This window comes from Microbacterium sp. LBN7 (assembly GCF_045690345.1).
GTDB lineage: Bacteria > Actinomycetota > Actinomycetes > Actinomycetales > Microbacteriaceae > Microbacterium.
Window position 1 is genome coordinate 1,805,812 of the sequence record NZ_CP147856.1, and the last position, 25,700, is coordinate 1,831,511.

The window sequence follows — 25,700 nt, forward strand, 5'->3', positions numbered from 1 at the left end:
CTCCCAAACCGCCTTCATTGCGTGAGATCTCCTCCCGAACTTGCGCCGCGGATGCCGCCACGGCAGGCGCCTGCGCTCCGGATGCCACCGCCGGGGAGAGCACCCACTACGGAGGAGATCTCACGCTTGGGAGGAGCATCCGGGCTCAAACCTCCTCCGTATCGTGAGATCTCCTCCCGAACGTGCGCTGCGATCAGCCGCCGGCCGTGAGCTCGTCGAGCATGCCGGTGAGCAGCTCGATCCGCTCCATCATCGAGTCGATCGACACCCACTCGTGGTCGGCGTGCGCGCCCGCGCCGCGTGGCCCGAGGCCGTCGAGCGTGCGCGCCCCGACCGCCGCCGTGAAGTTGCCATCGGATGCTCCACCGGCCGAGACCGCCTCGACGTCCGGATGCCCGAGACGCGCGGCGACCCGTCGGGCGCAGTCGAGCAGCTCGGCCGAGGAGCTCTCCTCCATCGGCGGACGGTTGATGCCGCCCGAGACCGCGACGCTGACGCCGTCGGTGTGCGCCCCGAGCCGCTGCATCTCGACGTCGACGCGCTCGAGCTCGCCCAGCGTCCAGGCGCGTACGTCGACGCGCACCTCGGCGTGCTCGGGGATCACGTTGGTCACCGTCCCCGCCTGGGCGACCGTCGGACTCACGGTCGTGCCGGCCTCGGCATCCGCCAGCTCCGGCAGGGCCAGCACGTGATGGGCGAGCTCGGCGAGAGCACTCCGGCCCTTCCACGGCTCGAGCCCCGCGTGCGCCGCGCGCCCGGTGAAGGCGATCCGATAGATGCTGCCGCCGCGGCGGGCGATCTTGAGCGCTCCGTCGAGACTCGGCTCGAGCACCAAGACGGTGCCCGCACGGGCCGCCTCCCGTTCGATCAGGGCGCGCGAGGTCAGCGAGCCGACCTCCTCGTCGCTCGTCAGCAGGACGGCGACCGCCCCCGGCCGCGCCACCTGTGCGAGCGCCGCCGCCATGATCACGATGCCGGCCTTCATGTCGAAGACCCCCGGTCCCGTGGCGCGGTCGCCGTCGATCCGGAACGGCCGGTCGACGATCGTCCCCTTCGGGAACACGGTGTCGAGGTGACCGATCAGCAGCACCGCGGGCGCCTCGCCTCCCGGCCAGCGCAGGTGCGAGATGCCGTCGACGGTCTCGATGATCCCCGGCTCGCCCATCACCGGATCGAGCCAGGATCGCACGAGCTGCTGCGCGGTCGCGAGGCCGACTGCGTCGCCCGTGGGCGTCTCGATCGACACGAGCTCGGCCAGGCGCTCGACCGCGAGCGACCGCGCGCTCATGCCGCGGCCTCGGTCGCCGCGAAGAACTCCCTGAGCGCGGCGGCGGTGACCGCCGGTGCCTCTTCGGCCAGGTAGTGGTCGGCCTCGACCGCCGCACCCGTGACCCCGGGGGCGTAGGGCGCCCAGGTCGCGAGCACGTCGAAGTTCCGACCCACATAACTGTGCGCACCCCAGAGCGCGACCGTCGGACAGTCGACGGTGCGGCCGGCTTCCCGATCCGCGCGGTCGTGGTCGAGGTCGATGGTCGCCGCGGCCCGGTAGTCCGCCCCCGAGGCGAACACGGTGTCGACGTCGAAGCATCGCAGGTACTCGTCGTACGCATCCGGGAGCCGGTCGCCGTCGTGCCGCCTGCCGGTGAACCTGCTGCGCAGCCAGGTCTCACGATCCGCGCCGATCAGCGCCTCCGGCATCCCGTCGTCCCGCGCGAGGAAGAACCAGTGGAAGTACGCCGTCGCCATCGCCCGGTCGACGTTCTCGAACATGTGCAGTGTCGGCACGATGTCGAGCACGGCCAGCGCCGACACGGCATCCGTGTGATCCAGCGCCATCCGATGCGCGACGCGTCCGCCCCGGTCGTGGCCGACCACGGCGAAGCGGGGAAAGCCGAGCTCGCGCATCAGGATCACCTGGTCGCGGGCCATCTCGCGCTTGGAGTAGTGCGCGCCACGGGGCTTCGCCGAATCGCCGTAGCCGCGCAGATCAGCCGCGACGACCGTGTGGTCCACGGCCAGGGCCTCGGCGACGTCGTCCCACATGGCCTTCGTCTCGGGGTAGCCGTGCAGCAGCAGCACCGCAGGACCGGCGCCACGCACCTCGGCCGCGATCCTGATGCCGTCGCAGTCCACCGCGACCTGCGTGCGGGGTGTGGTCATCGTCGTCCCACTCTCGGAGAAGTCCAGTCAACAAGTCAATCTCGTTGACTATAGCAATGACCAGAGCGCCGGGATAGCCCGGGATCCGACGAACCCGACGTCAGAGTGCGGCGAACCCCGCGGCGGCGCACGCGATGCCGACGCCGAGCAGGACGGGAGCTGCGAGGATGCCGCACCAGAAGCTCCGCGCCGCGGGCTCATCTTTCACGACCGCAGCGACCACGGCATCCGTGACCAGCAGCACTCCGACGAGGAAGTAGATCGGCTGCGCGAAGACCCACGCCAGCGGGAGGAAGTGGATGCCGACGACGCCCAGCACGAGCGGCGCGATGAGGTCCTGCCGCTTGCGCCTCGCCGCCCAGATCGCCAGCACCACGATCGCGATCACCTCGAGCCAGAAGATCACGATGTACCAGATGAACGCCGGTCCGCCCACGACGATGGCGGTCGGCGACGACCAGTTGCGGATCACGGCCGGCACGCTGACCCCGGCGAGCGCCGCACCGCCGAGACTCAGCACACCGAGCACGACGCGCCATGCCCCGTGCTTCGGCGGTCGCTCCTGGCCCCACCCCGCCCACACGAATGCGGCGACCCCGAAGATCGCGCCGGTCATCAGCAGGTCGCGCGGGAACTCGGTGATGATCATGCGGCCCAGGCTAGTCGGGTGCGCGGTCGCCGGTCAGGAGGGACTCCGGTCGCCGACAGCGGCGACGAGTCGCGACATCCCGGGTGCCGACGTGTCGACCCGCAGGGTCGTGCCGGCGGAGGAGCGCACCACCAGCATCCGTCTTCCCCACCGATCGACCGTGCGGTGCGACACGATGTCGCGGTAGCGGATGCTGCGCTCCGCGCCGAGGACCGTGCGGAAGGCGATCGCGTCGACACCGGGCAGGATGTACCGGTTGCGGTACGCGAGCAGCACCAGCAGGCCGACGACGAGCAGCACGACCGACGCGATGCGGAACGGCATCGGGTCGCGCATGTCCCCGCTGCCGAATCCCAGCAGCGAGGCGACGACCGCGAGGGCGAGCAGCACCCCGGCGGTGATGGCGACGAAGCGGGGCAGACGGATGCGGGCGTCCGGGGCCTTCCCGCGCTTCGAGCGACCGAAGAACGAGCGCACGAGCACCACCACGAAGACCAGCGCCGCGGCGAAGAGGACGATCTTCAGCACGAAGGCGGGGATCATGCTCCGACGGTATCAAGCGCCGGGGCGGTGGCGGCATCCGCTGCGCCTCTCATGGTTCGATAGGAGGGTCCGTCCCGCACACGAGGAGCACCGATGACGCCGCACAACCCGATCGTCGTGATGGGTGTCTCGGGCGTCGGCAAGACGACCATCGGCGAGGAGCTGGCGCGACGCCGAGGCACCCGGTTCCTCGATGCCGACGACCTGCACAGCCCAGCGAACATCGCCAAGATGAGCGCCGGCATCCCGCTGGTCGACGAGGATCGCTGGCCCTGGCTGGATCGCGTCGGCGCCGCACTCGCCACGGAGCCCGGGGTCGTGATGGCCTGCTCGGCGCTGCGGCGCGTCTACCGTGACCGCCTGCGGGCGACGGCTCCCGCGACCCTGTTCGTGCACCTCGCCGCCGCACCCGAGAGAGTCGCCGCACAGGCGGAGGCGCGCGAGGACCACTTCATGCCGCCGGCCCTGCTGCGCTCGCAGATCGCCACGCTCGAGCCGCTCGGCGATGACGAGCACGGTGTCACCGTCATCGTGGATGCCGACCCCGACGAGCTCGTCGATCGCATCCTGGGTCTTCTGGCAGGTGAGCGGGAGCAGTCCGAGAAGTAGGCTGATCCCATCATGCAAGAGTTCTGGCACTGGGCGGGCAACTACTGGTGGCTCATCTTCCCCATCATGGGGATGGCCGGTGGCGCCGCGAAGGCCTGGGAGCAGAGCGCGAAGCGCCGTCATGAACGGCGCCTCGAGACCCTGAAGATGAAGGCCCAGCTGAAGACCGCCGAGATCGAGGCGAGGGCACTGACCCAGCAGGCGAAGCGCCGCGGGCCGTCGATCGTCGACACCACGGCGTCCGTCGCTCCGAACGATCTGCTCGTGCGCCTGTTCGCCGAGCACGACGAGATCACCGCCCGCTGGCTGGACTACGAGCTCGACGTCGCGAAGCTGATCGCGTTCCCCGCCATGAGCGACGGCCGTCAGCCGCTGACCGCCGCGTTCCTGCGGGCCAAGAAGACGGCGGATGCGCTGCGCCCGGCATCCGCGGAGGCGAAGGTCACCGAGCATCAGGTGGCCGAGTACCTGCAGGCCGTGGGAGACTACGCGGTCGCGTTCGAGATCGCCGAGAAGGACGCCCGGCGCCTGCGCGACTCGACGTTCACCGAGCCGGAGCGCAAGCGGCTCGAGCGCGCACAGCAGCTGCTGAAGGTCGCGGTCGACGAATCGGCGACGCAGGCCGAGCGCAATGTCGCCTACAAGCGCGTGCGCGAAGAGCTCGACGGTCTCATCCTGCTCTCCGACGATGCGGTCACGGTGCTCGAGAAGCAGGTGGCGAAGGAGCTGTCGGCACCGGTCGTCACGCCGGAGCCTCCCGCCGCCCCCGAGCCCGAGCGGATGCCGGTCGCCGAGCCCCTGCGCCCCGCCCCGCCCGCGCGCCGAGAAGGCGCATGAGTCCCGACGGCGCTGCGCGCCGCCGGACGGTCGTCATCACCGGTGCATCCGACGGGATCGGCGCGGCCGCTGCCCGGCAACTCGCGGCATCCGGAGATCGTCTGCTGCTCGTCGGCCGGTCGCCCGAGAAGACCGCGGCGATCGCGCGCGAGACGGGAGCCGAGCACCTCACCGCCGACTTCGCCCGCCTCGACGATGTGCGGGCACTGGCGGAGGAGATCGCGGGCCTGGTCGGAGACGACGGCATCGACGTGCTGGCGAACAACGCCGGCGGGATCTTCGGAGATCAGACGCCGACCGTCGACGGTTTCGAGAAGACCATCCAGGTGAACCATCTGTCGCCGTTTCTGCTGACGAACCTGCTGCTGCCGCAGCTGCGGAAGGCGGATGCCGCGGTCATCAACACCTCGAGCGTCGGCCACCGCCTGTTCGGCCACATCGACGTCGACGACCTCGACAACCGGAAGAAGTACAGCGCCAACAAGGCATACGGCGACGCGAAGCTCGCGAACGTCCTGTTCACGAAGAGCCTGCACACGAAGTTCCACGCCGAGGGCCTGAGCGCGGTGGCCTTCCACCCTGGCGTCGTACGGACGAACTTCGCGGCCGAGTCGTCGAGCGTGATGCGACTGATCTACCGCACGCCCCTCAAGCACCTGCTCACGATCGGCACCGACAAGGGCGGCGAGACGCTGCGCTGGTTCATCGAGGGCACGCCTGATGAGACCTGGTTCTCCGGCGCGTACTACGACGAGCGCACGCTGAGCACCCGGGTGAATCCCCAGGTCGACGACGCCGAGCTCGCCGAGGCGCTCTGGCAGAAGAGCGCGGAGCTCGTGGGTATCCCAACGATCTGACGCGATGACGCGTACACCTGGAGGGCGAGTGCGAAGGTACCGCTGGCTGCTCATCACGATTCTCTCGGTCGTCGTCGTGGCCGTCGTCACGACCCTGGCCCTCATGTTCCCGGTGCGGAAGCAGGGCCAAGCACGCGTGGAAGCCGAAGCGAGCCTCCCCCTCCTCCTGATCCCGGAGAAGTACAGCGATCCCGCAGGTATCGGGGAGATGCGGCTCGAACCGGACGGCGTCGCACAGCTCACGGACTTTCCCGTCGGTGATGTCGATGTCGTCGAGAACTGCATCGAATGGGACAGCGCGAAGCCCTTCACGGGAACAGCCGAATGGTCGGCCGATCGAAAACTGAACATCACGATCACCAGCGAAGACGGCTCGGTCATCATCGGCCCCTACAGTCCGAGTTTCGGGGATATCGTCTGGTATCGCTTCGGCATGTCGTTGTGCGATGACGATCGTGTGGTCTGGTACTCGTCGACACCCGCGACTCCGTAGACGACGTCTTCTGTCGCACCAACCGTCAGCATCCATCCACGGAGGGAACATCATGCTCATCGATCTCACCGGCAAGACCGCACTCGTGACCGGCTCGACCCAGGGCATCGGGCGGGCGATCGCCACCGCGCTGGCGGATGCCGGAGCGCGCGTCGCCGTCAACGGACGCAGCGCCGACACCGTGGCATCTGTCATCTCCGACCTTCAGGGCGAGCGGTCCGAGCGCGACCTGCTCGCCGCGCCCGGCGACGTGACCGACGAGGCCGGTGCAGACGCCGTGCTCGCCGCGACCGGCGACATCGACGTCCTCGTCAACAACCTCGGCATCTTCGGCGCGACACCCGCGCTCGACATCACCGATGACGAATGGCGCCGCTACTTCGACGTGAACGTGCTCGCGGCGGTGCGCCTGATCCGCTCGACCCTGCCCGGCATGAAGGAGCGCAGCTGGGGTCGGGTACTCAACATCGCGAGCGACTCGGCGGTCGTGATCCCGGCCGAGATGATCCACTACGGCATGTCGAAGACCGCGCTGCTGGCCGTCTCGCGCGGGTTCGCGAAGGATGCCGCCGGCACCGGCGTCACCGTCAACTCAGTGCTCGCCGGCCCGACCCACACCGGCGGCGTCGAGGACTTCGTCTACGAGCTGGTCGACAAGGCGCTCCCGTGGGACGAGGCGCAGCGCGAGTTCATGAAGCTGCACCGGCCGCAGTCCCTGCTGCAGCGACTCATCGAGCCCGAGGAGATCGCGAACATGGTCGCATACCTGTCCTCGCCGCTCGCCTCCGCGACGACCGGGGCCGCGGTGCGCGTCGACGGCGGCTACATCGACTCGATCGTGCCGTAGCCGGTTCGCATCCGGTCGTCGAGCGAGCCGCACGCGAGACGAAACGCCTCTTCCGGTTTCGAGGAGTAACATGGCCCCTCGGGTCGTCCGACCCGAAGAGAGTCCGAAAGGCGGTGATGGCGATGTCCGGTGATAGTTACGACGCCGCCACCGCTGCGTCGCGACTCCCTGCGCTTTCGCGTTGAGCATCCGCTCCGCGTTCTCGCACGTCCTTCCGCAGCGTCGGCGGCGTCTCCCGCCCCTTGACGAATCTGCGCACGGAGCTCTCTGCTGCCGTGCGCCTGCTGGAACGGAGCCGCATCATGGCCCTCATCGACAACGGCGTGTACGTCCACGGACGTCGCGTGGAGACCCCGAAGAACCTGGACGAGACGTACCGGATGCTGGATGCCGCCGGCGGCACCGCCTGGATCGGTCTCTACCGTCCGAGCCCGGAGGAAGTCGCGTCGGTCGCGCGCGAGTTCGACCTGCATCCGCTCGCCGTCGAGGATGCCCTGTCGGGCCACCAGCGGTCGAAGGTGGAGCGCTACGGCGACACGCTCTTCGCGGTGCTGCGCCCCGCGCGCTACCGCGACAAGGAGGAGTCGATCGAGTTCGGCGAGCTGCACCTGTTCGTCGGCCCCGACTTCGTGGTGACGATCCGCCATGCCGAGTCGCCGGACCTCGCCGCCGTGCGCCGGCGCATGGAGGCCAACCCCGACCTGCTCGCCATGGGTCCCGAGGCCGTGCTCTACGCGATCCTCGACGAGGTCGTCGACGGGTACGAGCCGATCGTCGCCGGTCTGCTGAACGACATCGACGAGATCGAGGACCAGCTCTTCGGCGACAGCGACGACGACCAGCTCTCCCGCCGCATCTACGAGCTCTCGCGCGAGGTCATCAACTTCCAGCGGGCCGTGCACCCCCTCAGCGGGATGCTGGAGTGGCTGCGCCGCGGGTCCGAGAAGTACCGCATCGACGAGGAGCTGCAGCGGTCGCTGCGCGACGTGCTCGACCACACGATCCGGGTGAACGAGCGGGTCGACTCGTTCCGCGCGATCCTCGAGAACGCGCTGACCGTGCACTCCGCGCTCGTCGCCCGCCGCCAGACCGAGGCCGGGCTCGCGCAGAACGACGAGATCAAGAAGATCTCCTCGTGGGCGGCCATCATCTTCGCGCCGACGCTCGTGGGCACGGTGTACGGCATGAACTTCGAGGTCATGCCCGAGCTGCACTGGGCCTTCGGCTACCCGATGGCGATCGGGGCCATGGCCGCGTTCGCCGTCGCGCTGTACGGGGTGTTCAAGTACAAGAAGTGGCTCTGAGCCCGGCTCCCCGGCATCCGTCAGTGCGTCACGTCGTAGACGACCTTCACGACTCCGTTCGCGTACGCGGCGGACTCACGGAGCGAGAGCTCCTGGCCGCGCGGGCCGGACGGGAAGATCGTCTTGCCGGAACCCAGCAGCACGGGGAACACCAGCAGGTTGTAGCGGTCGATGAGGTCGGCCTCGGCGAGGCGCAGGGCGAGCTCGGCGCTGCCGTGGATGAAGATGCCTCCTCCTTCGCCGTCACGCAGCCTCGCGACCTCGTCGGTCGAACGGAGGATGCTCGTCTCACCCCAGCCGTCGACCAGATCCTCTTCGGCGAGCGTGGTCGACACCACGTACTTGGGCAGATCCCGATACGCGGCGTGGTCCTCTGAGTCCCGCCAGAACGGTGCGAAGGCCTCGTAGCTGCGGCGCCCGAACAGCAGCGCCGTGGTGTCGGCCAGCTCCTCGCCCTTCAGCGAGTAGGCGTCGGCGTCGAACGGTGTGCGGAACACCCACCCGCCGTTCGGGTGACCTTCGACCGCGCCGCCGGGGGAGTCGACGATGCAGTCAGCGGTGATGAATCCGGTGTAGACGAGTTCGCGGGTCATGCTCTTCCTCCTGGTCGGGGTCGCCGTTCGACCCTCTCATCATGACGTCGAACGGAGACGGCCGAAATCGACATCCCGCATCCGAAAGACTTGACCTTGACACCGTGACAAGGTGTGAGATGGCTGATGGAGGTGGTCCCATGACCGACGACGACCGCGAATCCGCTGCAGTGCGGCAGCTCAGCGCTGCCCTGACGGCCGAGTCCGCATCGACGCGCCTGCAGGCGGCGATGACGGCCGGCACGCACCCGCGCACCGCCTACGTGCCCGTGCTCATCGCGCAGTGCCGCACGGAACCGGACTTCTCCGTGCGGGAGACGCTCACGTGGGCGCTGACACGACACGATCGTCAGGTCACCGTCGAGCTCCTGCTGCCCGAGCTCGGCTCGACCACGGCACAGGCGCGCAGTCAGGCGCTGCACTCGCTGTCGAAGATCGGCGACCCGCGCGCCTGGCCGGCGATCACGACGGCGCTGCTCACCGACGACGACACCGAGGTCGCGCGAGCCGCGTGGCGCACGGCCGCCGGTCTCGCCCCCGACGACGAGAAGGGGCGGCTCGCCGAGGTCCTCTCCACGCAGTTCGCCCGCGGTGACCGCGACCTGCAGCGCAGTCTGAGTCGGGCCTTCGCGGTGCTCGGCGCGCCGGCGGCGGCAGCGGTCGAGAAGGCGGCGACGTACCCCGCACCGGAGGTGCGCATCCACGCGATCGCGACCGCGCACGTGATGGAGAATCCCGACGACGGCTTCGACGCCGCCGTCGCCGAGGCTCAGCGCATCGTCGCACTGCGCGCGGCGCCGCGGACCGAGGAATGAGCATGCTGATCGGCGAGGTGGCGCAGCAGACCGGCATCAGTGCACGGATGCTGCGCCACTACGACCGCATCGGGCTCGTCTCGCCGACGGAGCGCACGGCCGCCGGGTACCGCCGCTACTCGGATGCCGACGTGCAGCGCCTCTTCCGGGTGGAGGGTCTGCGGTCGCTGGGGCTGGGTCTCGCCGAGATACCGGCGGCCCTCACCGACGAGCACTTCACCACGCGCGGCATGATCGATCGGCTCCTCGAGCGCTCGCGCGACCGCCTCGCCCGGGCGCAGGAACTGGTCTCCCGGCTGGAGCAGGTGCACGCGTCGGAACCCGAGGCCTGGCCCGACGTGATGCGCACGATCGGGCTCATGCGAGGCTTCGAGGCGCAGGATGCGTCCACCCGCCAGCGACACGCGCTCTCCCTGCCGGACGGTGACGGGCGCGATGTCGGCGTGCTGGTCGAAGCCGTTCTCCGCGAACAGGATCCCAACGCCGCCGGCGCGATGGCCTGGGCCGTGGCGCGCGCGGGCGACGCGGCGATCCCCCTGCTCACGGCCGCTCTCGACTCACCGGACGACGACCGGCGACATCGGGCCCTCCGCGCGCTCGAGAAGATCGGCTCCCCTGCCGCTCTGCAGGTGCTGACCGCCCTCACCGAGCACCGCGATCCGCTCCTCCGCGCCCGGGCGCACCTGGCCCGCGGGCGCTCGGGCGACGCCGAGTCCATCGACGCGATCGTCGAGCTGATCGTCCTCGGCACCGGGGACATCGAGGCCCTCGAGGTCCTCGAGGGCATGGCGGCGTCGGACGACCTCGCGCCCCGGATCGCACATGCCCTGGCGGCCGCCGCGGCATCCGCCGACCCGGGAGTCCGGCGACGTCTCGCCGGCGCGCTCGGATCGCTGTCCGGCGACGAAGCGGTCACCGCACTCCGCGAACTCGCGGAGGATCTGGAGCCGTCGGTCGCCCTGACGGCGAGGGCACTGCTGCACGCCGCGCCGTCACAGCGCGCGACCCGCGCCGTGCGACCCGCGCCCGGCTGAGCGCACCGCGGCTGCCCGCACCCGGGCCGAGCGCACCCGCGCGGGTACGCGCGGCCCGGGTGCGCGCGGCCGCCTCACTGCGGGGCGGAGCCGTCCCGATCCCTGACCTCGATGTTGGCGATCTCGAGCTCGTCGTCGAGCTGCACCAGGATCCGCGAGTCGGGGAACTGCTTCGGCGCATCGAAGGCGAGCAGCACGGCATCCGCGAAGACGACGACCGAGGTAGCCTCGAGGTCGTCGCGCAGGTCGACCTGCTCGATCACCGGCTCGTCGTCGACCGCCTCGTCGATGTCGTCGGCGACCTCGTCGATCACGGCCCGCCAGCGGGTCTCGTTCACGGACAGGATGCGGGCGAGGGCGGCGACGAGCTCCTCGCCGTCGACCGCGTCGTCATCGTCGTCGAGCTCGGGGTCGACGTTGACCGTCACGACGGTGCCGGCGGCGTCGATGCTCGCACGCCCGTAGATGAGGCCGTTCTCGGCGACCGGTTCATCGAGCAGTCCGCTGTCGACGATACGGGCGAGGAGGTTGTCGAGCAGGGGCGAGGTCATGAGACCAGTCTTTCGCATCCGACCGCCGCGCGGGCGGCCGGATGCGAAGACGCGCGATCCGGGAGCCGGCTACTGCCGCGAGCCGATCTCCTCGATCGGCCGCGTGCGCATCGCGGCGATCGTCGCCACCCAGAGCGACAGCAGCGCGAGCGCGCCCATCGACCCGATGATCGCCAGCGACGGCAGCACCGGCAGCGCCGGGATCGGCTGACCGGAGATCCCGATGCTCATCCCGATCAGCGGCGGCACGGCCACCAGCACTCCGAAGACGACGGCGATGGTCGCGACCATCATCGCCTCGACGCGCATCATCGCCCGCACCTGTCGCCGCGAGGAGCCGATCAGCTGCAGCAGCGCGAGCTCGCGCGACCGCTCCCCTGTGGCCATGACGAGCGTGTTGATGACGGCGATCGCGATGTACCCCAGGATCACGATCAGCGCAACGAGATTCACCCAGCCCTGCTGGGACTGCGCGTCGGCACCCGCGGCCTTCTGCCCGCGCGCATCGGCCGTCAGCAGCCCCGCGTCGACGAGAGCCGCGCGCACGTGGTCGAGAGCGCCGTCGTCGACGGCCACGAGGGCGAAGGCGTCCAGCCCGGTCGTGGTGTGCTCGCGCACCGCTTCGACATCCATCGTGAGGTCGCCGAAGCCCAGACCGCGCTCGTAGATCGCCACGACCGTCGCCTCAAGCGGCATCCCGTCGCCGAAGCGGCCGGTGACCGTGTCGCCGATCCCGACGCCGAGGGTCTGCACGGCATCCGTGCTCACCGCCACGGTCGAGCCGTCGTCGAGCCCACCCAGCGTGCCCTCCTGCACCTGCAGGTCGAGTGCCGTGTCGACCGACGACGGGTCGACGCCCTGGAGCACGTGCTCCCCGCGCTGCACCTTGCCCTCGAAGTCGAGGGAATCGATGATCGCACTGCTGATCGCGATCCCGGAGGCGCCCGACACCCCGGGGATCGAGCTGATCATCTCGGTGGATGCCGGGCTGAGGCCCGCGGATGCCGTGACGCGGAGGTCGGCCGTGACACCGGCCTGCGCCTGCGCGGCGGCCTCGCTCGCGATGACCGCGGGGGCGCCGATCTGCACCAGCCCCAGGCCGATGCCCAGGGCGATCGGGAGGATCGCGCTGGCGAGCCGACGGCTGTTCGCCGCCGCGTTCGCCGCCGCCAGGAACCCGGCTGCGGACAGCCGCCGCAGCACGGAGCCGATCAGGCGCACACTGAGCGACACCAGCCATGGCCCCAGCAGCGCGAGCGCGACGATCAGCATCATCGCCGCTCCCGCCGAGGCACCGGCCGCGTATTCGCCGCGCACGACCAGTGGCACGGTCGACACGGAGATCCCGGCGGTCGCGAACACGATGCCGGTGATGATCCGCGGCAGTCCGCTCGCCGCTGGGCCCGTGGCCGATTCCCGCAGCGCCTCGATCGGGTCGAGCTTCGCGGGTCGCCGAGCCGCGATGCGCGCCGCACCCCACGCGGCGCCGAGCACGAGCAGCACGGCGCCGACCGCGGGGATCGGACCGATCGCCAGAGCGAAGTCGCCGGGGATCACGCCGCCCGACACGAAGGCTCCCTGCAGCACGGTCGAGAGCAGGTAGCCGGGAGCGATACCCGCGAGCGCGGCGATCACGGCGACGAACAGCACCTCGCGGGCGACCAGTGCATGGACCTGCTTCGAGCTCGCGCCGACCGCGCGGAGGAGGGCGTAATCCCGACGGCGCGACTGCACCGAGAGCGAGAGCGTGCCGGCGACGATGAACATCGCCACGAGGATGCATGTGCCGACGAAGGCGCTGCCGATCGCGATGAGCGTCGACCGTGCGGCCCCGGAGTCGAGGAACTCGATGTCGCCTCGGCCGTCTCCTGTCTGCGCGGCGACGCCGGGGAGCGCCTCGCGGATCGCGGCGGCGGTGCGGTCGGCCTCGCCGGGAGCGGTGAACACTCCCAGCACCTGCGCGGCGCCGCCGTGCGGGTCGAGCTGGGCGATGCGCTCCTCGGTGAGGAAGACGTGGCTCGCACGCTCGGGCACGACCGGACCCTCGACGACGCCGACGACCCGGTACTCGGCCGTGAAGCCGCCGTGCGAGAGGGTCACGGCGTCGCCCACGGCCTCGCCGGTGACGGCCGTGACGACGACCTCGTCGGCGGAGGCCGGCTCCCTGCCTTCGCGCAGGACGAACCCGGTCAGGGTCGTCGAGGCCCAGGAGTGCGCCTCGACGGGTGCCGCATCCTCACCCGCGGTGAGCGGGACCGTGACGTCGGAGACGACGCTCTCGACGCCGTCGATCGCGGCGATCTCCTGCGCGGCATCCGTGGGAAGCGGCGCGCGCTCGCGGAGCGGGAGCGGCATGTCCTCGGGGACGTCGACGTACTGCGAGGAGCCGACGACCACGTCGACCTGGGTGTAGCGCTCGGGGGCGAGCCCACCGCGGATGCCGGATTCGACGAGCACGCCCAGCCCCGTCACCAGGATGCTCGCGACGAAGATCGCCACCGCCACCCCGGCGAAGCTGGCGCGGTTGTGGCGCAGATCGGCGCGTACGAGGCCGCCGAAGCTCAGACGCTGACCGGTCATCACCACTCCCCGAGCGAGCTCATGCGATCGGTGATCTGCGCGGGGCTCGCCCCATCGAGGTGCCCGGCGAACGAGCCGTCCGCGAGGAAGATCACGCGGTCGGCGTGCGAGGCCACGACCGGGTCATGCGTCACGACGACGACGGTCTGGTCGAGCTCCTTCGCCGTGTGCGCGAGCAGGTCGAGCACCTGCTTGCCGGATCGGGAGTCCAGCGCTCCCGTCGGCTCGTCACCGAAGACCACGTAGGGCCGGGTGATCAGCGCGCGGGCGATCGCGACGCGCTGCTGCTGGCCGCCGGACAGCTCGGCCGGGCGACGCAGTCGTCGATCCCGGAGCCCGACCGCGTCGAGCAGGAAGTCGAGCCACCCCGGGTCGAGCCGGCGACCGGACAGCCGCAGCGGGAGCGTGATGTTCTCCTCGACGTTCAGGGCGGGGAGCAGGTTGTACGCCTGGAAGACGAAGCCGACGTGGTCGCGACGGAACGCCGTGAGCTGCGCGGGGCGCAGACCCGAGATCTCGGTGCCGCCGAGCCGCACGGTGCCGCTGGTGGGCTTGTCGAGGCCGGCCGCGCTGTGCAGCAGCGTGCTCTTTCCTGAGCCGGACGGGCCCATGATCGCGGTGAACGAGCCCTTCGCCAGGACGAGATCGACGCCGCGGAGCGCGGACACCGCGCCGACGCCGGTGCCGTAGGTCTTGACGACGGACTGGAGGCGCAGCGCCTCGGCCGGACGAGCGTCGACGGCGGAAGCGAGTGATGTGGAGGTCATGCTTCGACGCTACGAACAGCGGCGGCGCGGTCCCATCCCGCTGTCCACCGGAACGATGGTGGTGCTGGCTATACCGCGCCGGCATCCGCTCTCCGGCAGACTTGCAGAGTGAAGGACGGACGGATGCGGCGCTGGCTGCGCGACGAGCGGTATCTGGTCGTCGAGTTCGCGGCATCCGTCGTCTCCCTCGTGCTGTTCTGCGTCGGGCTGGTGCTGCTGCCGCTGATGATCATCACCGGTGGCGTGCTGATCCTGCCGCAGGCCGTGCGCGTGCTGCATGCGTGGAGCGACCGCAACCGTCGGCGCATCGGCTCGTTCCGCGGGGTTGACCTGCCCCCGATCTCGCGCGCGCTTCCGCCGGGGGCCACGATCGACGACCGGCTGCGCTTCGCCTTCTCGAAGTCGACCGGACGCGACGCGCTGTGGCTCGCGGTGCACGCCCTGCCGGTGATGTGGGTGTCGCTGATCACGGCCACGCTCCCGCTGGCCGCGGTCAACGCGCTCGCCGTGACGTACTACTGGCAGTTCGCGCCGGCCGATGACCCGGTCGGATCCCCCTATCCGGTCACCTCCTGGGAGCTCGCGGCCACGATGCCGCTGGTCGCCGTCGCCTACGCGCTGATCTCCTGGTGGCTCATCCCCGCCGTCGCACGCCTGCTGTCCTGGACGTCGGCGCGGCTGCTGGCGACGCCCGAGAAGTCCCGTCTCGCGGCGCGCGTGGATGCTCTGACGCTCAGCCGCGCCGCCGCCCTCGACGCCCACGGCGCGGAACTCCGCCGCATCGAGCGCGACCTGCACGACGGCGCGCAGAACCGCCTGGTGAACGTCGTGATGATGCTCGGGATCGCGGAGCGGGCGCTCGAGACCGATCCGAGCGGCGTACTCGAACCGCTCCGTCGGGCGCAGGATGCCGCGACCGACGCGCTCGCCGGCCTGCGCCGCACGGTGCACGACATCTATCCGCCGATCCTCGACGAGCTCGGCCTGGAGGGGGCGCTGGCCTCGCTTGCCGGCCGCAGCGCCGTGCCCTGCACGATCGAGGCCGCCGACGTCGGACGCGTACCGGCCGCGGTCGAGTCCGCCAGCTACTTCGTCGTCGCCGAGGCCCTCACGAACGTGAACAAGTACAGCGGCGCTGCGCGCGCGACCGTGCAGGTGAGCCGCGAGGGAGAACGGCTGATCATCACCGTCGAAGACGACGGAGCGGGCGGCGCCGTGGAGCGTCCGGGCGGAGGGCTCGCCGGCATCCGCCGCCGCGTCGAGGCCTTCGAGGGCACGACGGAGCTGACCAGCCCGGTCGGCGGACCCACCACCCTGAGAGCGGAGCTGCCATGCGGATCGTGATCGCCGAAGACGACACCCTGCTGAGGGAGGGGCTCGCGCTGCTGCTGCGCAGCGAGGGCTTCGACGTCGTCGCCGCGGTCGACAATGCCGACGACTTCCTGCTCCGGCTCGACGATGCGGATGCCGCGGTCGTCGATGTGCGGATGCCGCCGACGTACACGAGCGAGGGCCTGAAGGCCGCGGCGGAGGCACGGGCGCGTCGCCCCGGCTTCCCCGTGCTGGTGCTGTCCGCCTACGTCGAGGACCGCTACGCCGGGGAGCTGCTCGCCGCGGGCGCCGACGGGCTCGGGTACCTCCTCAAGGAGCGCGTCGGCAAGGTCGCCTCGTTCATCGACGCCCTCCACCGTGTGGCAGCGGGCGGCACCGTCATGGACCCCGAGGTCATCTCGCAGCTCATGAGCAGGCGTCGGGCCGACGACCCGGTGCAGTCGCTCACGCCGCGGGAGCGCGAGGTGCTCGGCCTCATGGCGGAAGGCCTCGACAACGCCACGATCGCCGCACGGCTCTTCGTGACGGAGACCGCGGTGAGCAAGCACATCGGCAACATCTTCGCCAAGCTCGGGCTCGCGACGAGCGACAGCGGGCACCGCCGGGTGCTCGCGGTGCTCGCCTACCTCCGCGACTGAGCGGGCCTCTGGACACGTCGCCCGGACGAGCGCATGCTGAGACCATGACCGCCTTCCAGACCACACACGCGTTCAGCGGGTTCAGCGTCGACGACATCGACGCGGCTCGCTCCTTCTACCGCGACACGCTCGGCATGGACGTCACCGACAACGCCATGGGCTTCCTCGGCATCGCCCTGCCTCAGGGCGGGTCGATCCTCGTCTACGGCAAGCCCGACCACACGCCGGCGAGCTACACGATCCTGAACTTCCCGGTCGACGACGTCGAGGCCGCCGTCGACGAGCTCAATGCGAAGGGCGTCGTGACGAAGATCTACACCGACCCCGACCTCGGCACCGATGCGAAGGGCATCTCGCACGGCGCCCCGGGCAAGGGCCCGGACATCGCCTGGTTCACGGACCCCGCGGGGAACGTGCTCTCGGTGCTCGCCGACTGACGCGGAGTCAGAGCCGGTCCGCGAGCCACGCGGTCTGCCGGTGCCACTGCACGATCTGCCCGCCCTCGTGGCCGTTGAACTCGTAGACGGCGATCTCGGCATCCGCAGAGCCGCAGTGGTTGAACGCCGCGAACACGCTCGACGGCAGCACGACGGCATCCATCAGGGCGACGGAGAACAGCACCGGCGCCGTGATGCGGCGGGCGAAGTTCACACCGTCGAAGTACGACAGCGTCTCGAAGACGTCCTCGGCCCGCGCGCGGTGCACGGCGAGATAGCGGCCGATCTCGGTGAAGGGGAGCTCGGGCGTGAGCTGCACCGACCGCCGGAAGTGGCAGAGGAAGGGCACATCCGGCATCGCCGCCGAGACGTCGGGGTGCAGGGCTGCGGCCGCGAGGCTGATGCCGCCGCCCTGGCTGCCGCCGGTCACGCTGATGCGGCCGGCGTCGACGGCATCCAGCTGCTTCACGGCGTCGATCAGCAGCACCGCGTCGGTGAACACGCGACGGTAGAAGTACGTCTCGGGATGCTGGATGCCGCGGGTCATGAAGCCGGGGATCGATCCCTCCGACCCGTGCGGGTCGGGGGTGTCGCCGCCTGAACCCCACCCGCTGCCCTGGCCGCGGGTGTCCATCAGCACGTGCACGTAGCCGGCGGCCGCCCACTGCAGCCGCTCGCCGGGGATGCCGCGACCGCCGTTGTACCCGATGTACTCGACGACGGTCGGCAACGGCCCCTCCGCCTGCGGACGGGTGATCCACGCGCGGATCGGCTCGCCGCCGAATCCGCTGAACGTCAGATCCTCCACGATCAGCTGCGTGATCGGGGACGCGACAGTCTGGACCACGGGCGCGGTCGCGAGTGCCCGTGATTCGGCGAGCGTGCGCGCCCAGAAGTCGTCGAAGTCCGCGGGCTCGGCCACGTCGGGCCGGAAGGAGCGGAGCTGGTCCAGGGGGAGATCGGTGAGAGCCATCGGCGACAGGTTAGCCGATGACGAGGCGGGGGATCATCGTCCCCGCGGGAAGCCGATCGCGCGCAGCTCCGGTGCCAGCCTCTCCCACTGCCAGTCGCGTTCAGCAGCCCGGCCCGCGTCGCCGCGGTGGAGTCCGACCGCCTTGGCCGCGTAGGTCGCGGCGTGCGGCGAGTGATCGAACATGTGGGCCACGGCGACCGCCTGTCCGGCGGCGCGTGCGGCAGCGACGGCTGCTGGGGCATCCGCCGCCTCCCGTGCCGCGGCGTGCGCGGCGAAGGCGGCCGTGCGGCACTCCGTCATCGGGATCTCGCCGCGCATCCAGGCGCGCAGGGCGGCGATCGCGGCGCGCGGCCTGTCGTCACCAGGACGCAGCTCGTCGAAGATCGGCAGCGCGCGCTCGGCGCAGGCGGCAGCCCACTCCGCGATCGCGTGATGAACCGGCAGTTCAGGGTTCGCCCACTTCTCCTTCTGATCGTCACTCACCCGATGATCGTGTCAGGAACCTCCGACGCTCGCCGGATCCCGGTCGCAGAACCTCCCTGAGAAGATTCCAGTATTCGGTGTTGCTAAGTACCGGTACTCAGTGTTACTTTGTACCGGTACCCAGCAACACTGAGTACCGACAGAAACGAAAGGAGGACCTGATGGGCAAGCAGATGACCGAGATGCTCAAGGGCACTCTGGAGGGCATCGTCCTGGCCCTCCTGGCCGAGCAGCCGGCTTACGGGTACGAGATCACCGCGCGAGTGCGCGAACACGGGTTCACCGACATCGCCGAGGGCACGATCTACGCACTGCTGGTGCGGATCGAGCAGAAGAGTCTCGTCGACGTCGAGAAGGTCCCGAGCGAGAAGGGCCCGCCGCGCAAGGTGTACAGCCTCAACGCCGCCGGCACGCAGGAACTCGAGGACTTCTGGAACACCTGGAGCTTCCTCAAGAAGCACATCGAACAGCTGAACACGAACAACACCGAGAACAAGGAGAACTGATCATGGCCGCGAAGTGGATCGAAGCACTCACCGGATCGCTCGAGGAGAAGAAGCAGTACAAGCAGGCGCAGGCCCGCATCAACGCCCTCCCGGAGCCGTACCGCGAGATGGCGAAGGCCCAGCAGCGCTACAACATGTACTACGGCGGCGTCACCGACGGCAACATCATCGTGCAGATGTTCCTCGACATCGCGGATCTGTGGGAGCGCGCCGCGATCGACGGCACCCCGGTCAGCGCCATCGTCGGCGACGACCCGGTCGAGTTCGCAGAGAACTACGCCGCCGCGTACGGCGGACGGCAGTGGATCGACAAGGAGCGCGCGCGCCTCATCAAGGCGTTCGACGACGCGAAGAAGAAGGAGAACTGATCATGAGCACCGCAGCCATCAGCGTGAAGGGCGTGCAGAAGTCCTACAAGGACCTGCATGTGCTGCGCGGCGTCGACTTCGAGGTCGAGAAGGGCAGCATCTTCGCCCTGCTCGGCTCGAACGGCGCCGGCAAGACCACCATGGTGCGCATCCTCTCGACCCTGCTGAAGGCGGATGCCGGCACGGCATCCGTGCAGGGCGTCGATGTCGCGACCGATCCGCTCGGCGTCCGCGAGAGGATCAGCCTCACCGGGCAGTTCGCCGCGGTCGATGAGATCCTCACCGGACGCGAGAACCTCGTGCTGGTCGCGAAGCTGCGCCACCTCGCCGACGCCGGGAAGGTCGCCGACGATCTGCTGGCGAAATTCCGTCTGACGGATGCCGGTGGACGCAAGGTCGGCACCTACTCGGGCGGCATGCGCCGCCGGCTCGACATCGCGATGAGCCTGGTCGGACACCCCGAGGTCATCTACCTCGACGAGCCGACCACGGGCCTCGACCCCGAAGCCCGCATCGAGGTGTGGGACGTGGTCAAGGAACTCGCGAACACCGGAACCACCGTGCTGCTCACCACGCAGTATCTCGACGAGGCGGAGCAGCTGGCCGACCGCATCGCGATCCTGCACGAGGGCCGCATCATCGCCAATGGCACCCTCGCCGAGCTGAAGAAGCTGCTCCCGGCCGCCAAGGTCGAGTACGTCGAGAAGCAGCCCACCCTCGAGGAGATCTTCCTCACCCTCATCGGCCCGTCGCCTTCGACAGGCTCAGGCACCCAGGTTCAGAAAGGACACGCAGCATGACCACGCACTTCGCGGCGGACACCGCGACACTCACCGGCCGCTCCATGCGGCACATCTTCCGCAGTCCCGACACCATCATCACGACCGCGGTCACCCCGATCGCGCTGATGCTCCTGTTCGTGTACGTCTTCGGCGGCGCTCTGAAGACGAGCACCGGTGCCGAGAACTACGTGAACTACCTGCTGCCCGGCATCCTGCTCATCGCCATCGCATCCGGCATCGCCTACACGGCGTTCCGGCTGTTCACCGACATGCAGAGCGGCATCTTCGAGCGGTTCCACTCCATGCCGATCGCCCGATCGAGCGTGCTCTGGGCGCACGTGCTCACGTCACTCACCGCCAACGCGATCACCCTGGCGATCATCTTCGGCGTCGGCTTCCTGATGGGCTTCCGCACCGGGGCGAGCCCGCTCGCATGGCTCGCCGTGATCGGCATCCTCATGCTGTTCACGCTGGCCCTCACCTGGCTGGCGATCATCGCGGGCCTGAACGCCAAGACGGTCGACGGTGCGAGTGCGTTCTCGTACCCGCTGATCTTCCTGCCGTTCATCAGCTCGGCCTTCGTGCCCACCGACACGATGCCGGGTCCGGTGCAGTGGTTCGCCGACAACCAGCCGGTCACCTCGATCGTCAACACCATCCAGGCGCTGTTCGCCGAGAAGCCCGTCGGGAACGACATCTGGGTCGCTCTCGCCTGGTGCGTCGGCATCCTCGTGGTCGCCTACGTGTTCGCGATCATCTCCTACCGGAAGAAGGTCAGTTGACCTCTTCGAGCGGGACGGAACGCTCCGTCCGGGGTTCATACCCCGGCCGGGGCGTTTCGCTGCGCTCGGGGTGCGGCGCGCGGGGCGCTGCGGCCGCGCGGAACGGAGGAGATCTCGCGGAATGAAGGAGCTTTCGCGAGGATTCGCCCTTCGTTCCGCGTGATCTCCTCCGCAACGGGTGGGCTGACGGATGCTGCGCTCGACGCGGCTGCATCCTCCCCCTCCCCTCAGACCGTCCGCAGCGCGGTCGTCGGCGACAACCGCGCCGCGCTGACCGCGGGGTAGAGACCCGCGATCACGCCGACCGCTAGGGCCACGATCGGTCCCCCGACGAGAACCAGCACGGGGATCGTCGCCGCCTGCCCCTGGATCGCGGCGTACGCGACCACGGCGAGCGCCCCGCACACCACTCCGGCGATGCCTCCCAGCCCTCCGAGCACGATGGCCTCGGCCACGAACTGGCCGGCGATCTGACCGGGGCGGGCACCGAGCGCGCGCCGGAGCCCGATCTCCCCACGTCGCTCCAGCACGGCGACGACCATGGTGTTGGCGATGCCGATGCCGCCGACGAGCAGGGCGATGGCGGCGAGACCCACGGCGAGACCCGAGAGTGAGTCGTCCGCGGTCTCCCGCGCTCCGGCCAGGTCGCCGAGCCCGGTCACCTGCACGTACGGCGAGCCGGGGTTCGCGGCTCGAGCGATCGCCTGGCGGACCTTCTCGCCCGTGCCGCCGTCGGCCATGCGCACGTAGATCGAGGCGATGGTGTCGTCACCCTTCGCCGACACGTGCTCGGCAGCCCAGCGGTCGCCGAGGAACGCGCTCGCGTCGATCGACTCGGCAAGGCCGGCGGAGTCGAGGATGCCGATCACGGTGTACCAGCGCTCCCCGATCCAGACGCGCACGCCTGTCTCCGTGATGCCCATCCGCGCCGCGGCGGCGGCACCGAGCACGGTCACCGGCAGCGAGCGATCCGTCTCGTCGAACCAGCTTCCCTTCGCGACGGAGCCCTCGACCGACGAGAGGAACTCCGGGCTCGCCGCGTACGCGGTCAAGCCGTTGCCCTGACTCTTCGGCATGAGGTCGTTGCGGTACACGCCGGTGCCGTCCGGCACCTTCTCGAGCACGCCGACCTGCTCGACCCCCTTCACACGCTCGATCATCCCGGCCGCGGTGTCGGGCAGCGCCACCGGCTTGCTGTCCGGCCCGTATCCGGGCTGCACCATGATCATGTTCGCGCCGAGCTCATCGAGCTCCGCCAGGAGCTGGGCCTGATTCGACGCGGCGATGCCGGTGATGGCGGTGAGCGCCGCGATCCCGACCGCGACCCCGAGCGCCGACAGCGCGGTGCGCATCTTGCGACTGCGCGGTCCGATGAGCGCTGTCCGGATGCTGTCGCCGATGCTGAGCCGCGGCATCCGCTCACCCCCGCGCTTCATGCCGCGACCTCTTCCTGCTCGCGGGGACCGGTGTCGCTGACGATGCGGCCGTCGTGGATGCTCACTTGTCGCTCGGTACGCTCGGCGATGTGAGCGTCATGCGTGATGATCACGACGGCAGTGCCCGATCCGGCGATCGAGGTGAGCAGTTCGAGGATGCGCTCCCCCGTCGTCGAGTCGAGCGCCCCCGTCGGCTCATCGGCGAACAGCACCGACGGCTCCCCGACGATCGCTCTCGCGATGGCGACCCGCTGCTGCTCCCCACCGGAGAGCTGCCCTGGTCGGTGCGTCATGCGGGCGCCGAGGCCCACGCGCTCCAGAGCCGCCGCCGCGCGGACGGCGCGCTCTGCGACGGGGACGCCCGAGTACAGGAGACCGAGCGCGACGTTGTCGATCGCGCTGAGTGCCGGCAGCAGGAAGAACTGCTGGAAGACGAAGCCGATGCGGCGAGCGCGCAGCACCGCACGATCGCGCTCGGCGAGCGCCGCGGCATCCGTCCCGTCGATGAGCACCGTGCCGCTCGTGGGGTCGTCGAGCGTACCCATGATCGAGAGCATCGTGCTCTTCCCCGATCCGGATGCTCCGACGACGGCCACCAGCTCGCCACGCTCGATGGCGAGACTCATGCCGTGCAGCACTCGCAGCGGCGGGCTGCCGGGATACTCCTTGACCACATCGACGAGCTCCACCACGGTTCCGGGGTTCACTGCGCCACCACCACCGCGTCGCCTGCGGCGAGGTCTCCGCCGACGACCTGCACCCGGGTGTCGGCGATGAGGCCGACTTCCACCGACACCCGCTCGACCTCGCCGTTCTTGCGCAGCACGTCCACCGCGTAGCCGCCGTCCGTCGTCGCCACGAGGGCGGTGACCGGCACGACGAGGGCGTCCTTCACCTCCGACGCCGCGAAGACGACCTTGACCGCGCGCAGTCCGATGCCCTCCGCGACGGCAGGGTCGGCGAACTCGATGTTCGCGGTGGCGGGGGTGGTCTCGCCCTCCTTCTCCGTGGGCTGACCACCCGGATCGACCGCGGTCACCGTGGCCGGAACCTCGGTGCCGTCGGGCAGGACCACGGTCACGGGCGTCGCCGGCAGGATCTCGCGCGCCTGCCCATCGGTGAGCTTCGCGACGACCCGCAGCGCGGTGCTCGTGTAGGTCAGCGGGCTGGCGCTCGCCGAATCACCCAGCTGCGCCTTGACCGATTCGACGCGAACGGATGCCGCGGCGATCGCGACGACGTCGCCCAGCTTCACGACGCCGTCCTTCGTCACCCCGAGAGCCTTCTGCCACGCCTTGACGTTCGCCTCCGTGACCGCGGTGAACTCGTCGTCCACCGTCATGTCCTCGCCGAAGCCGAGGTCGGCGAGCGCCTGCTCCAGCTGTCGGACGTCGGGACCGTTCTCGACCCCGATACCCAGGTCGCGCCAGAACGGCCGGTCGCCGCGCATCGCGATCACAGGCTTGCCGTCGACTTCGTAGAGGGCCTCGCCCACACCGATCACGTCGCCGGCGCTGGGCAGACGTGTGATGGTGCCGCCGCGACCCGGAAGGGCGATGGATGCCCCGTAGCTGAGGTTCCCGTTGATCCGGAGATCGGAGGTCAGCGTGGTGAGCTCGGCGTCGACCGTCACCGGCTTCTTCACGTCCGGCGCCTCGGCGACCGAGCTCCACGGCTGCAGCACCGCCAGCGTCACGGCGGCCGCGATGAGCAGCACGCCGACGGGCACGAGCACCCGGGTCAGTCGACGGCTCATTCGTCGCCGCCGGAAGGCAGCACGGTCGCCGCGGAGAAGGCGCCCTCGAAGTACTCGCCGATCAGGGCGAACCAGTCGAAGTCGGCCGACTCGACGCTCTTCGGCGTGAACATGGGCGGCATGTCGCCCACGGCATCCGCGCACGCCTCGAGGAGTGTGCGGGCCTCGTCCTCCGTGATGCCGACCGGCAGCTCGAGCATGCCGTCGGCATCGGGGTCAGCGAAGTCGGTGAACCCGTTCTCTCTGGCGCAGGCGGCGAAGGCGAGCCCCGCCTCGATGATCTCCTCGGACGAGATCATCTTCGTCTCCGCTCCTTCGCCGGAGATGTCGGGCTCGGGCTGCTCGAACTCAGGGACCTCTTCCTCGCACTTCTCCCAGGCGGCGCGCTGGCCGCCCTCCTCCGGGTACCCGGCAGCGGAGGTCGACGCGAGCCAGGTGCCCTCGTCGTCCGAGAAGATCATCGTCATCGGCATGTCCTCGCCGTCACCGCCGTCGAGCGATACCGAGCCGCCGCCGCTCAGCGTTCCTAGCTCGCCCTCTCCCGGAGCATCCGGCATGAGCACGCCCACCTGTCCGCCGTCGACGATCTTCGCGGTCTGACCCTCTCCCGTGAGGCAGGTCACGAACCGAGTCGCGGCCGCGTCGTTCGCCGCGTCGTCCTTCGCTCTGTCGTCTGCGGACGGCGCAGAGCATGCGGCGAGCACGGCCACAGCGAGGATCGCCGGCACCACCGCCAAGGAACGGCGGATCTTCACATCGAACATGACATTCCCCTTCATCCGGTCGCAGGTCGTCTGCGACTCTGCAGTCAGTTCTATGGAGGCGGTGGTTTGCTGTCGGTATGACGGCGCCTAACCGGAAACTAACCTCGGACCGCGCATCCTCGGATGCAGGAGGTTCCATGCGTCTGCTGCTGGTCGAGGACGAGGCCGATCTGGCCGACACGCTGGCCGACGGCCTGCGGCGCGAGGGATACCACGTCGACGTCGCACGCGACGGCTCGAGCGCGCTCGCGGTCGCGGCGGGATCCGACGTCGACGTGATCGTGCTCGACCGGGACCTGCCGGTGCTCAGCGGTGACGCCGTATGCCGCACGCTCGTCGCGCAGCAGTATCCGGCCCGCATCCTGATGCTCACGGCAGCCGGTACGCTCAGCGACCGGGTCACCGGCCTCGATCTCGGCGCCGACGACTACCTCGCGAAGCCGTTCGCCTATGTCGAGCTGCTCGCGCGCATCCGCGCGCTCGGCCGCCGTGTGATGTCCGGCCGGCTGAACACGGTGCTCGAGTTCTCAGGCATCCGTCTCGACACGGTGCGACGCGTCGTCGAGCGCAACGGCGCACCGGTGCGACTCACCCTGAAGGAATTCGGGGTGCTCGAAGCGCTCCTCGCCGCAGAAGGAGGCTTCGTGAGCTCGGACGACCTGCTCGACGAGGTCTGGGACGAGCCGCTGGAGCGCACCCGCGGCGTGGTCAAGATCGTGGTGCACACCCTGCGCCGCAAACTCGGGGCGCCCGCGGTGATCCAGTCCGCGGCCGGCCATGGCTACCGGATGGGGACGGCATGAG

The 25,700-nt window shown here is 69.9% G+C and carries 30 protein-coding genes; 16 read left to right on the top strand and 14 right to left on the bottom strand.

The window, feature by feature from the left end:
- Positions 1–193: 193 nt before the first annotated feature.
- The 4 genes from LBN7_RS08620 to LBN7_RS08635 all read right to left on the bottom strand — a co-directional run bounded on the left by LBN7_RS08620 (position 194) and on the right by LBN7_RS08635 (position 3,352).
- Positions 194–1,288, bottom strand: coding sequence for a M20 family metallopeptidase (locus LBN7_RS08620; protein WP_341946768.1), 1,095 nt, complete (start codon positions 1,286–1,288; stop codon positions 194–196).
- The gene (locus LBN7_RS08625; protein ID WP_341946769.1) at positions 1,285–2,160 is read right to left on the bottom strand and encodes an alpha/beta hydrolase; all 876 of its coding nucleotides are present in this window, start codon (positions 2,158–2,160) and stop codon (positions 1,285–1,287) included. The genes LBN7_RS08620 and LBN7_RS08625 overlap by 4 nt, the downstream gene beginning before the upstream one ends.
- Before the next feature lie 100 nt (positions 2,161–2,260).
- Entirely contained in the window at positions 2,261–2,809 is a 549-nt protein-coding gene (locus tag LBN7_RS08630; RefSeq protein ID WP_341946770.1) for a hypothetical protein, read from the bottom strand.
- Positions 2,810–2,842: 33 nt separating this feature from the next.
- Positions 2,843–3,352, bottom strand: a complete 510-nt coding sequence (locus LBN7_RS08635) for a hypothetical protein (protein WP_407361554.1) — start codon at positions 3,350–3,352, stop codon at positions 2,843–2,845.
- A 93-nt stretch (positions 3,353–3,445) separates the two neighbouring features.
- Here LBN7_RS08635 and LBN7_RS08640 point away from each other — a divergent pair, with 93 nt between their 5' ends.
- From LBN7_RS08640 to LBN7_RS08665, 6 genes are all read left to right on the top strand, one after another.
- Positions 3,446–3,961 (top strand): gluconokinase, encoded by a 516-nt coding sequence (locus LBN7_RS08640; RefSeq protein WP_407361555.1) that lies wholly within the window; start codon positions 3,446–3,448, stop codon positions 3,959–3,961.
- Between the two features lie 12 nt (positions 3,962–3,973).
- The gene (locus LBN7_RS08645) at positions 3,974–4,798 is read left to right on the top strand and encodes a hypothetical protein (RefSeq protein WP_407361556.1); all 825 of its coding nucleotides are present in this window, start codon (positions 3,974–3,976) and stop codon (positions 4,796–4,798) included.
- Entirely contained in the window at positions 4,795–5,655 is an 861-nt protein-coding gene (locus LBN7_RS08650; protein WP_341946774.1) for an SDR family NAD(P)-dependent oxidoreductase, read from the top strand. The genes LBN7_RS08645 and LBN7_RS08650 overlap by 4 nt, the downstream gene beginning before the upstream one ends.
- 4 nt (positions 5,656–5,659) lie before the next feature.
- Entirely contained in the window at positions 5,660–6,148 is a 489-nt protein-coding gene (locus LBN7_RS08655; RefSeq protein ID WP_341946775.1) for a hypothetical protein, read from the top strand.
- Between the two features lie 52 nt (positions 6,149–6,200).
- On the top strand, positions 6,201–6,995 hold the full coding sequence (locus LBN7_RS08660; RefSeq protein WP_341946776.1) for an SDR family oxidoreductase: 795 nt from the start codon (positions 6,201–6,203) through the stop codon (positions 6,993–6,995).
- A 302-nt stretch (positions 6,996–7,297) separates the two neighbouring features.
- A complete protein-coding gene (locus LBN7_RS08665; protein ID WP_282215143.1) occupies positions 7,298–8,299 on the top strand; it encodes a magnesium and cobalt transport protein CorA in 1,002 nt (333 codons plus the stop codon).
- Between the two features lie 20 nt (positions 8,300–8,319).
- On the opposite strand, the gene LBN7_RS08670 is transcribed toward LBN7_RS08665, so the two are convergent.
- Positions 8,320–8,892, bottom strand: coding sequence for a dihydrofolate reductase family protein (locus tag LBN7_RS08670; protein ID WP_407361557.1), 573 nt, complete (start codon positions 8,890–8,892; stop codon positions 8,320–8,322).
- 140 nt (positions 8,893–9,032) lie between these two features.
- On the opposite strand from LBN7_RS08670, the gene LBN7_RS08675 reads away from it, so the two are divergent.
- Both LBN7_RS08675 and LBN7_RS08680 read left to right on the top strand, forming a co-directional pair.
- Positions 9,033–9,707, top strand: a complete 675-nt coding sequence (locus LBN7_RS08675) for a HEAT repeat domain-containing protein (protein ID WP_407361558.1) — start codon at positions 9,033–9,035, stop codon at positions 9,705–9,707.
- A complete protein-coding gene (locus LBN7_RS08680) occupies positions 9,704–10,741 on the top strand; it encodes a MerR family DNA-binding transcriptional regulator (RefSeq protein ID WP_407361559.1) in 1,038 nt (345 codons plus the stop codon). Before LBN7_RS08675 ends, LBN7_RS08680 begins: the two co-directional genes overlap by 4 nt.
- A 74-nt stretch (positions 10,742–10,815) precedes the next feature.
- Here the strand turns inward: LBN7_RS08680 and LBN7_RS08685 are convergent, their stop codons facing one another.
- The 3 genes from LBN7_RS08685 to LBN7_RS08695 all read right to left on the bottom strand — a co-directional run bounded on the left by LBN7_RS08685 (position 10,816) and on the right by LBN7_RS08695 (position 14,639).
- Positions 10,816–11,292 carry a cytochrome C5 gene (locus LBN7_RS08685; RefSeq protein ID WP_407361560.1) on the bottom strand — a complete coding sequence of 159 codons (477 nt, stop codon included), beginning with the start codon at positions 11,290–11,292 and terminating at the stop codon, positions 10,816–10,818.
- Positions 11,293–11,361: 69 nt separating this feature from the next.
- The gene (locus LBN7_RS08690) at positions 11,362–13,872 is read right to left on the bottom strand and encodes an FtsX-like permease family protein (RefSeq protein WP_407361561.1); all 2,511 of its coding nucleotides are present in this window, start codon (positions 13,870–13,872) and stop codon (positions 11,362–11,364) included.
- Positions 13,872–14,639, bottom strand: a complete 768-nt coding sequence (locus LBN7_RS08695) for an ABC transporter ATP-binding protein (protein WP_407361562.1) — start codon at positions 14,637–14,639, stop codon at positions 13,872–13,874. Before LBN7_RS08695 ends, LBN7_RS08690 begins: the two co-directional genes overlap by 1 nt.
- A 108-nt stretch (positions 14,640–14,747) precedes the next feature.
- On the opposite strand from LBN7_RS08695, the gene LBN7_RS08700 reads away from it, so the two are divergent.
- The 3 genes from LBN7_RS08700 to LBN7_RS08710 are packed head-to-tail and all read left to right on the top strand — an operon-like array spanning position 14,748 to position 17,046.
- Positions 14,748–15,983, top strand: coding sequence for a sensor histidine kinase (locus LBN7_RS08700; RefSeq protein WP_407361563.1), 1,236 nt, complete (start codon positions 14,748–14,750; stop codon positions 15,981–15,983).
- Positions 15,971–16,609, top strand: a complete 639-nt coding sequence (locus LBN7_RS08705; protein WP_341946784.1) for a response regulator transcription factor — start codon at positions 15,971–15,973, stop codon at positions 16,607–16,609. The genes LBN7_RS08700 and LBN7_RS08705 overlap by 13 nt, the downstream gene beginning before the upstream one ends.
- A 44-nt stretch (positions 16,610–16,653) precedes the next feature.
- Complete coding sequence (locus tag LBN7_RS08710) at positions 16,654–17,046, top strand: VOC family protein (RefSeq protein ID WP_407361564.1); 393 nt, start codon at positions 16,654–16,656, stop codon at positions 17,044–17,046.
- Positions 17,047–17,053: 7 nt separating this feature from the next.
- On the opposite strand, the gene LBN7_RS08715 is transcribed toward LBN7_RS08710, so the two are convergent.
- Together LBN7_RS08715 and LBN7_RS08720 are read right to left on the bottom strand one after the other, a co-directional pair.
- Positions 17,054–18,019, bottom strand: a complete 966-nt coding sequence (locus LBN7_RS08715; RefSeq protein WP_407361565.1) for an acetylxylan esterase — start codon at positions 18,017–18,019, stop codon at positions 17,054–17,056.
- 33 nt (positions 18,020–18,052) lie between these two features.
- Positions 18,053–18,502 (bottom strand): putative immunity protein, encoded by a 450-nt coding sequence (locus LBN7_RS08720; protein ID WP_207769983.1) that lies wholly within the window; start codon positions 18,500–18,502, stop codon positions 18,053–18,055.
- 161 nt (positions 18,503–18,663) lie between these two features.
- Between LBN7_RS08720 and LBN7_RS08725 the strand changes: the two genes are divergently transcribed.
- Genes LBN7_RS08725 through LBN7_RS08740 form a run of 4 tightly spaced genes read left to right on the top strand, consistent with a single transcriptional unit; the run spans position 18,664 to position 20,940 of the window.
- Positions 18,664–19,008 carry a PadR family transcriptional regulator gene (locus LBN7_RS08725; protein ID WP_116636217.1) on the top strand — a complete coding sequence of 115 codons (345 nt, stop codon included), beginning with the start codon at positions 18,664–18,666 and terminating at the stop codon, positions 19,006–19,008.
- 2 nt (positions 19,009–19,010) lie between these two features.
- Positions 19,011–19,376, top strand: coding sequence for a DUF1048 domain-containing protein (locus tag LBN7_RS08730; RefSeq protein WP_341946788.1), 366 nt, complete (start codon positions 19,011–19,013; stop codon positions 19,374–19,376).
- Positions 19,377–19,378: 2 nt separating this feature from the next.
- Positions 19,379–20,176 carry an ABC transporter ATP-binding protein gene (locus LBN7_RS08735; RefSeq protein WP_116636219.1) on the top strand — a complete coding sequence of 266 codons (798 nt, stop codon included), beginning with the start codon at positions 19,379–19,381 and terminating at the stop codon, positions 20,174–20,176.
- Positions 20,173–20,940, top strand: coding sequence for an ABC transporter permease (locus LBN7_RS08740; protein WP_116636220.1), 768 nt, complete (start codon positions 20,173–20,175; stop codon positions 20,938–20,940). The genes LBN7_RS08735 and LBN7_RS08740 overlap by 4 nt, the downstream gene beginning before the upstream one ends.
- 227 nt (positions 20,941–21,167) lie before the next feature.
- Here LBN7_RS08740 and LBN7_RS08745 read toward each other — a convergent pair whose 3' ends face one another.
- The 4 genes from LBN7_RS08745 to LBN7_RS08760 are packed head-to-tail and all read right to left on the bottom strand — an operon-like array spanning position 21,168 to position 24,896.
- Positions 21,168–22,376, bottom strand: coding sequence for an ABC transporter permease (locus LBN7_RS08745; RefSeq protein WP_407361566.1), 1,209 nt, complete (start codon positions 22,374–22,376; stop codon positions 21,168–21,170).
- Positions 22,373–23,083: an ABC transporter ATP-binding protein gene (locus LBN7_RS08750; protein ID WP_407361567.1), complete on the bottom strand. Its 711-nt coding sequence runs from the start codon at positions 23,081–23,083 to the stop codon at positions 22,373–22,375. Before LBN7_RS08750 ends, LBN7_RS08745 begins: the two co-directional genes overlap by 4 nt.
- Positions 23,080–24,132, bottom strand: coding sequence for a peptidoglycan-binding protein (locus LBN7_RS08755; RefSeq protein ID WP_407361568.1), 1,053 nt, complete (start codon positions 24,130–24,132; stop codon positions 23,080–23,082). The genes LBN7_RS08750 and LBN7_RS08755 overlap by 4 nt, the downstream gene beginning before the upstream one ends.
- Complete coding sequence (locus tag LBN7_RS08760) at positions 24,129–24,896, bottom strand: hypothetical protein (protein ID WP_341946792.1); 768 nt, start codon at positions 24,894–24,896, stop codon at positions 24,129–24,131. Before LBN7_RS08760 ends, LBN7_RS08755 begins: the two co-directional genes overlap by 4 nt.
- A gap of 137 nt (positions 24,897–25,033) precedes the next feature.
- On the opposite strand from LBN7_RS08760, the gene LBN7_RS08765 reads away from it, so the two are divergent.
- The gene (locus tag LBN7_RS08765; RefSeq protein ID WP_407361569.1) at positions 25,034–25,699 is read left to right on the top strand and encodes a response regulator transcription factor; all 666 of its coding nucleotides are present in this window, start codon (positions 25,034–25,036) and stop codon (positions 25,697–25,699) included.
- Position 25,700 lies beyond the last annotated feature (1 nt).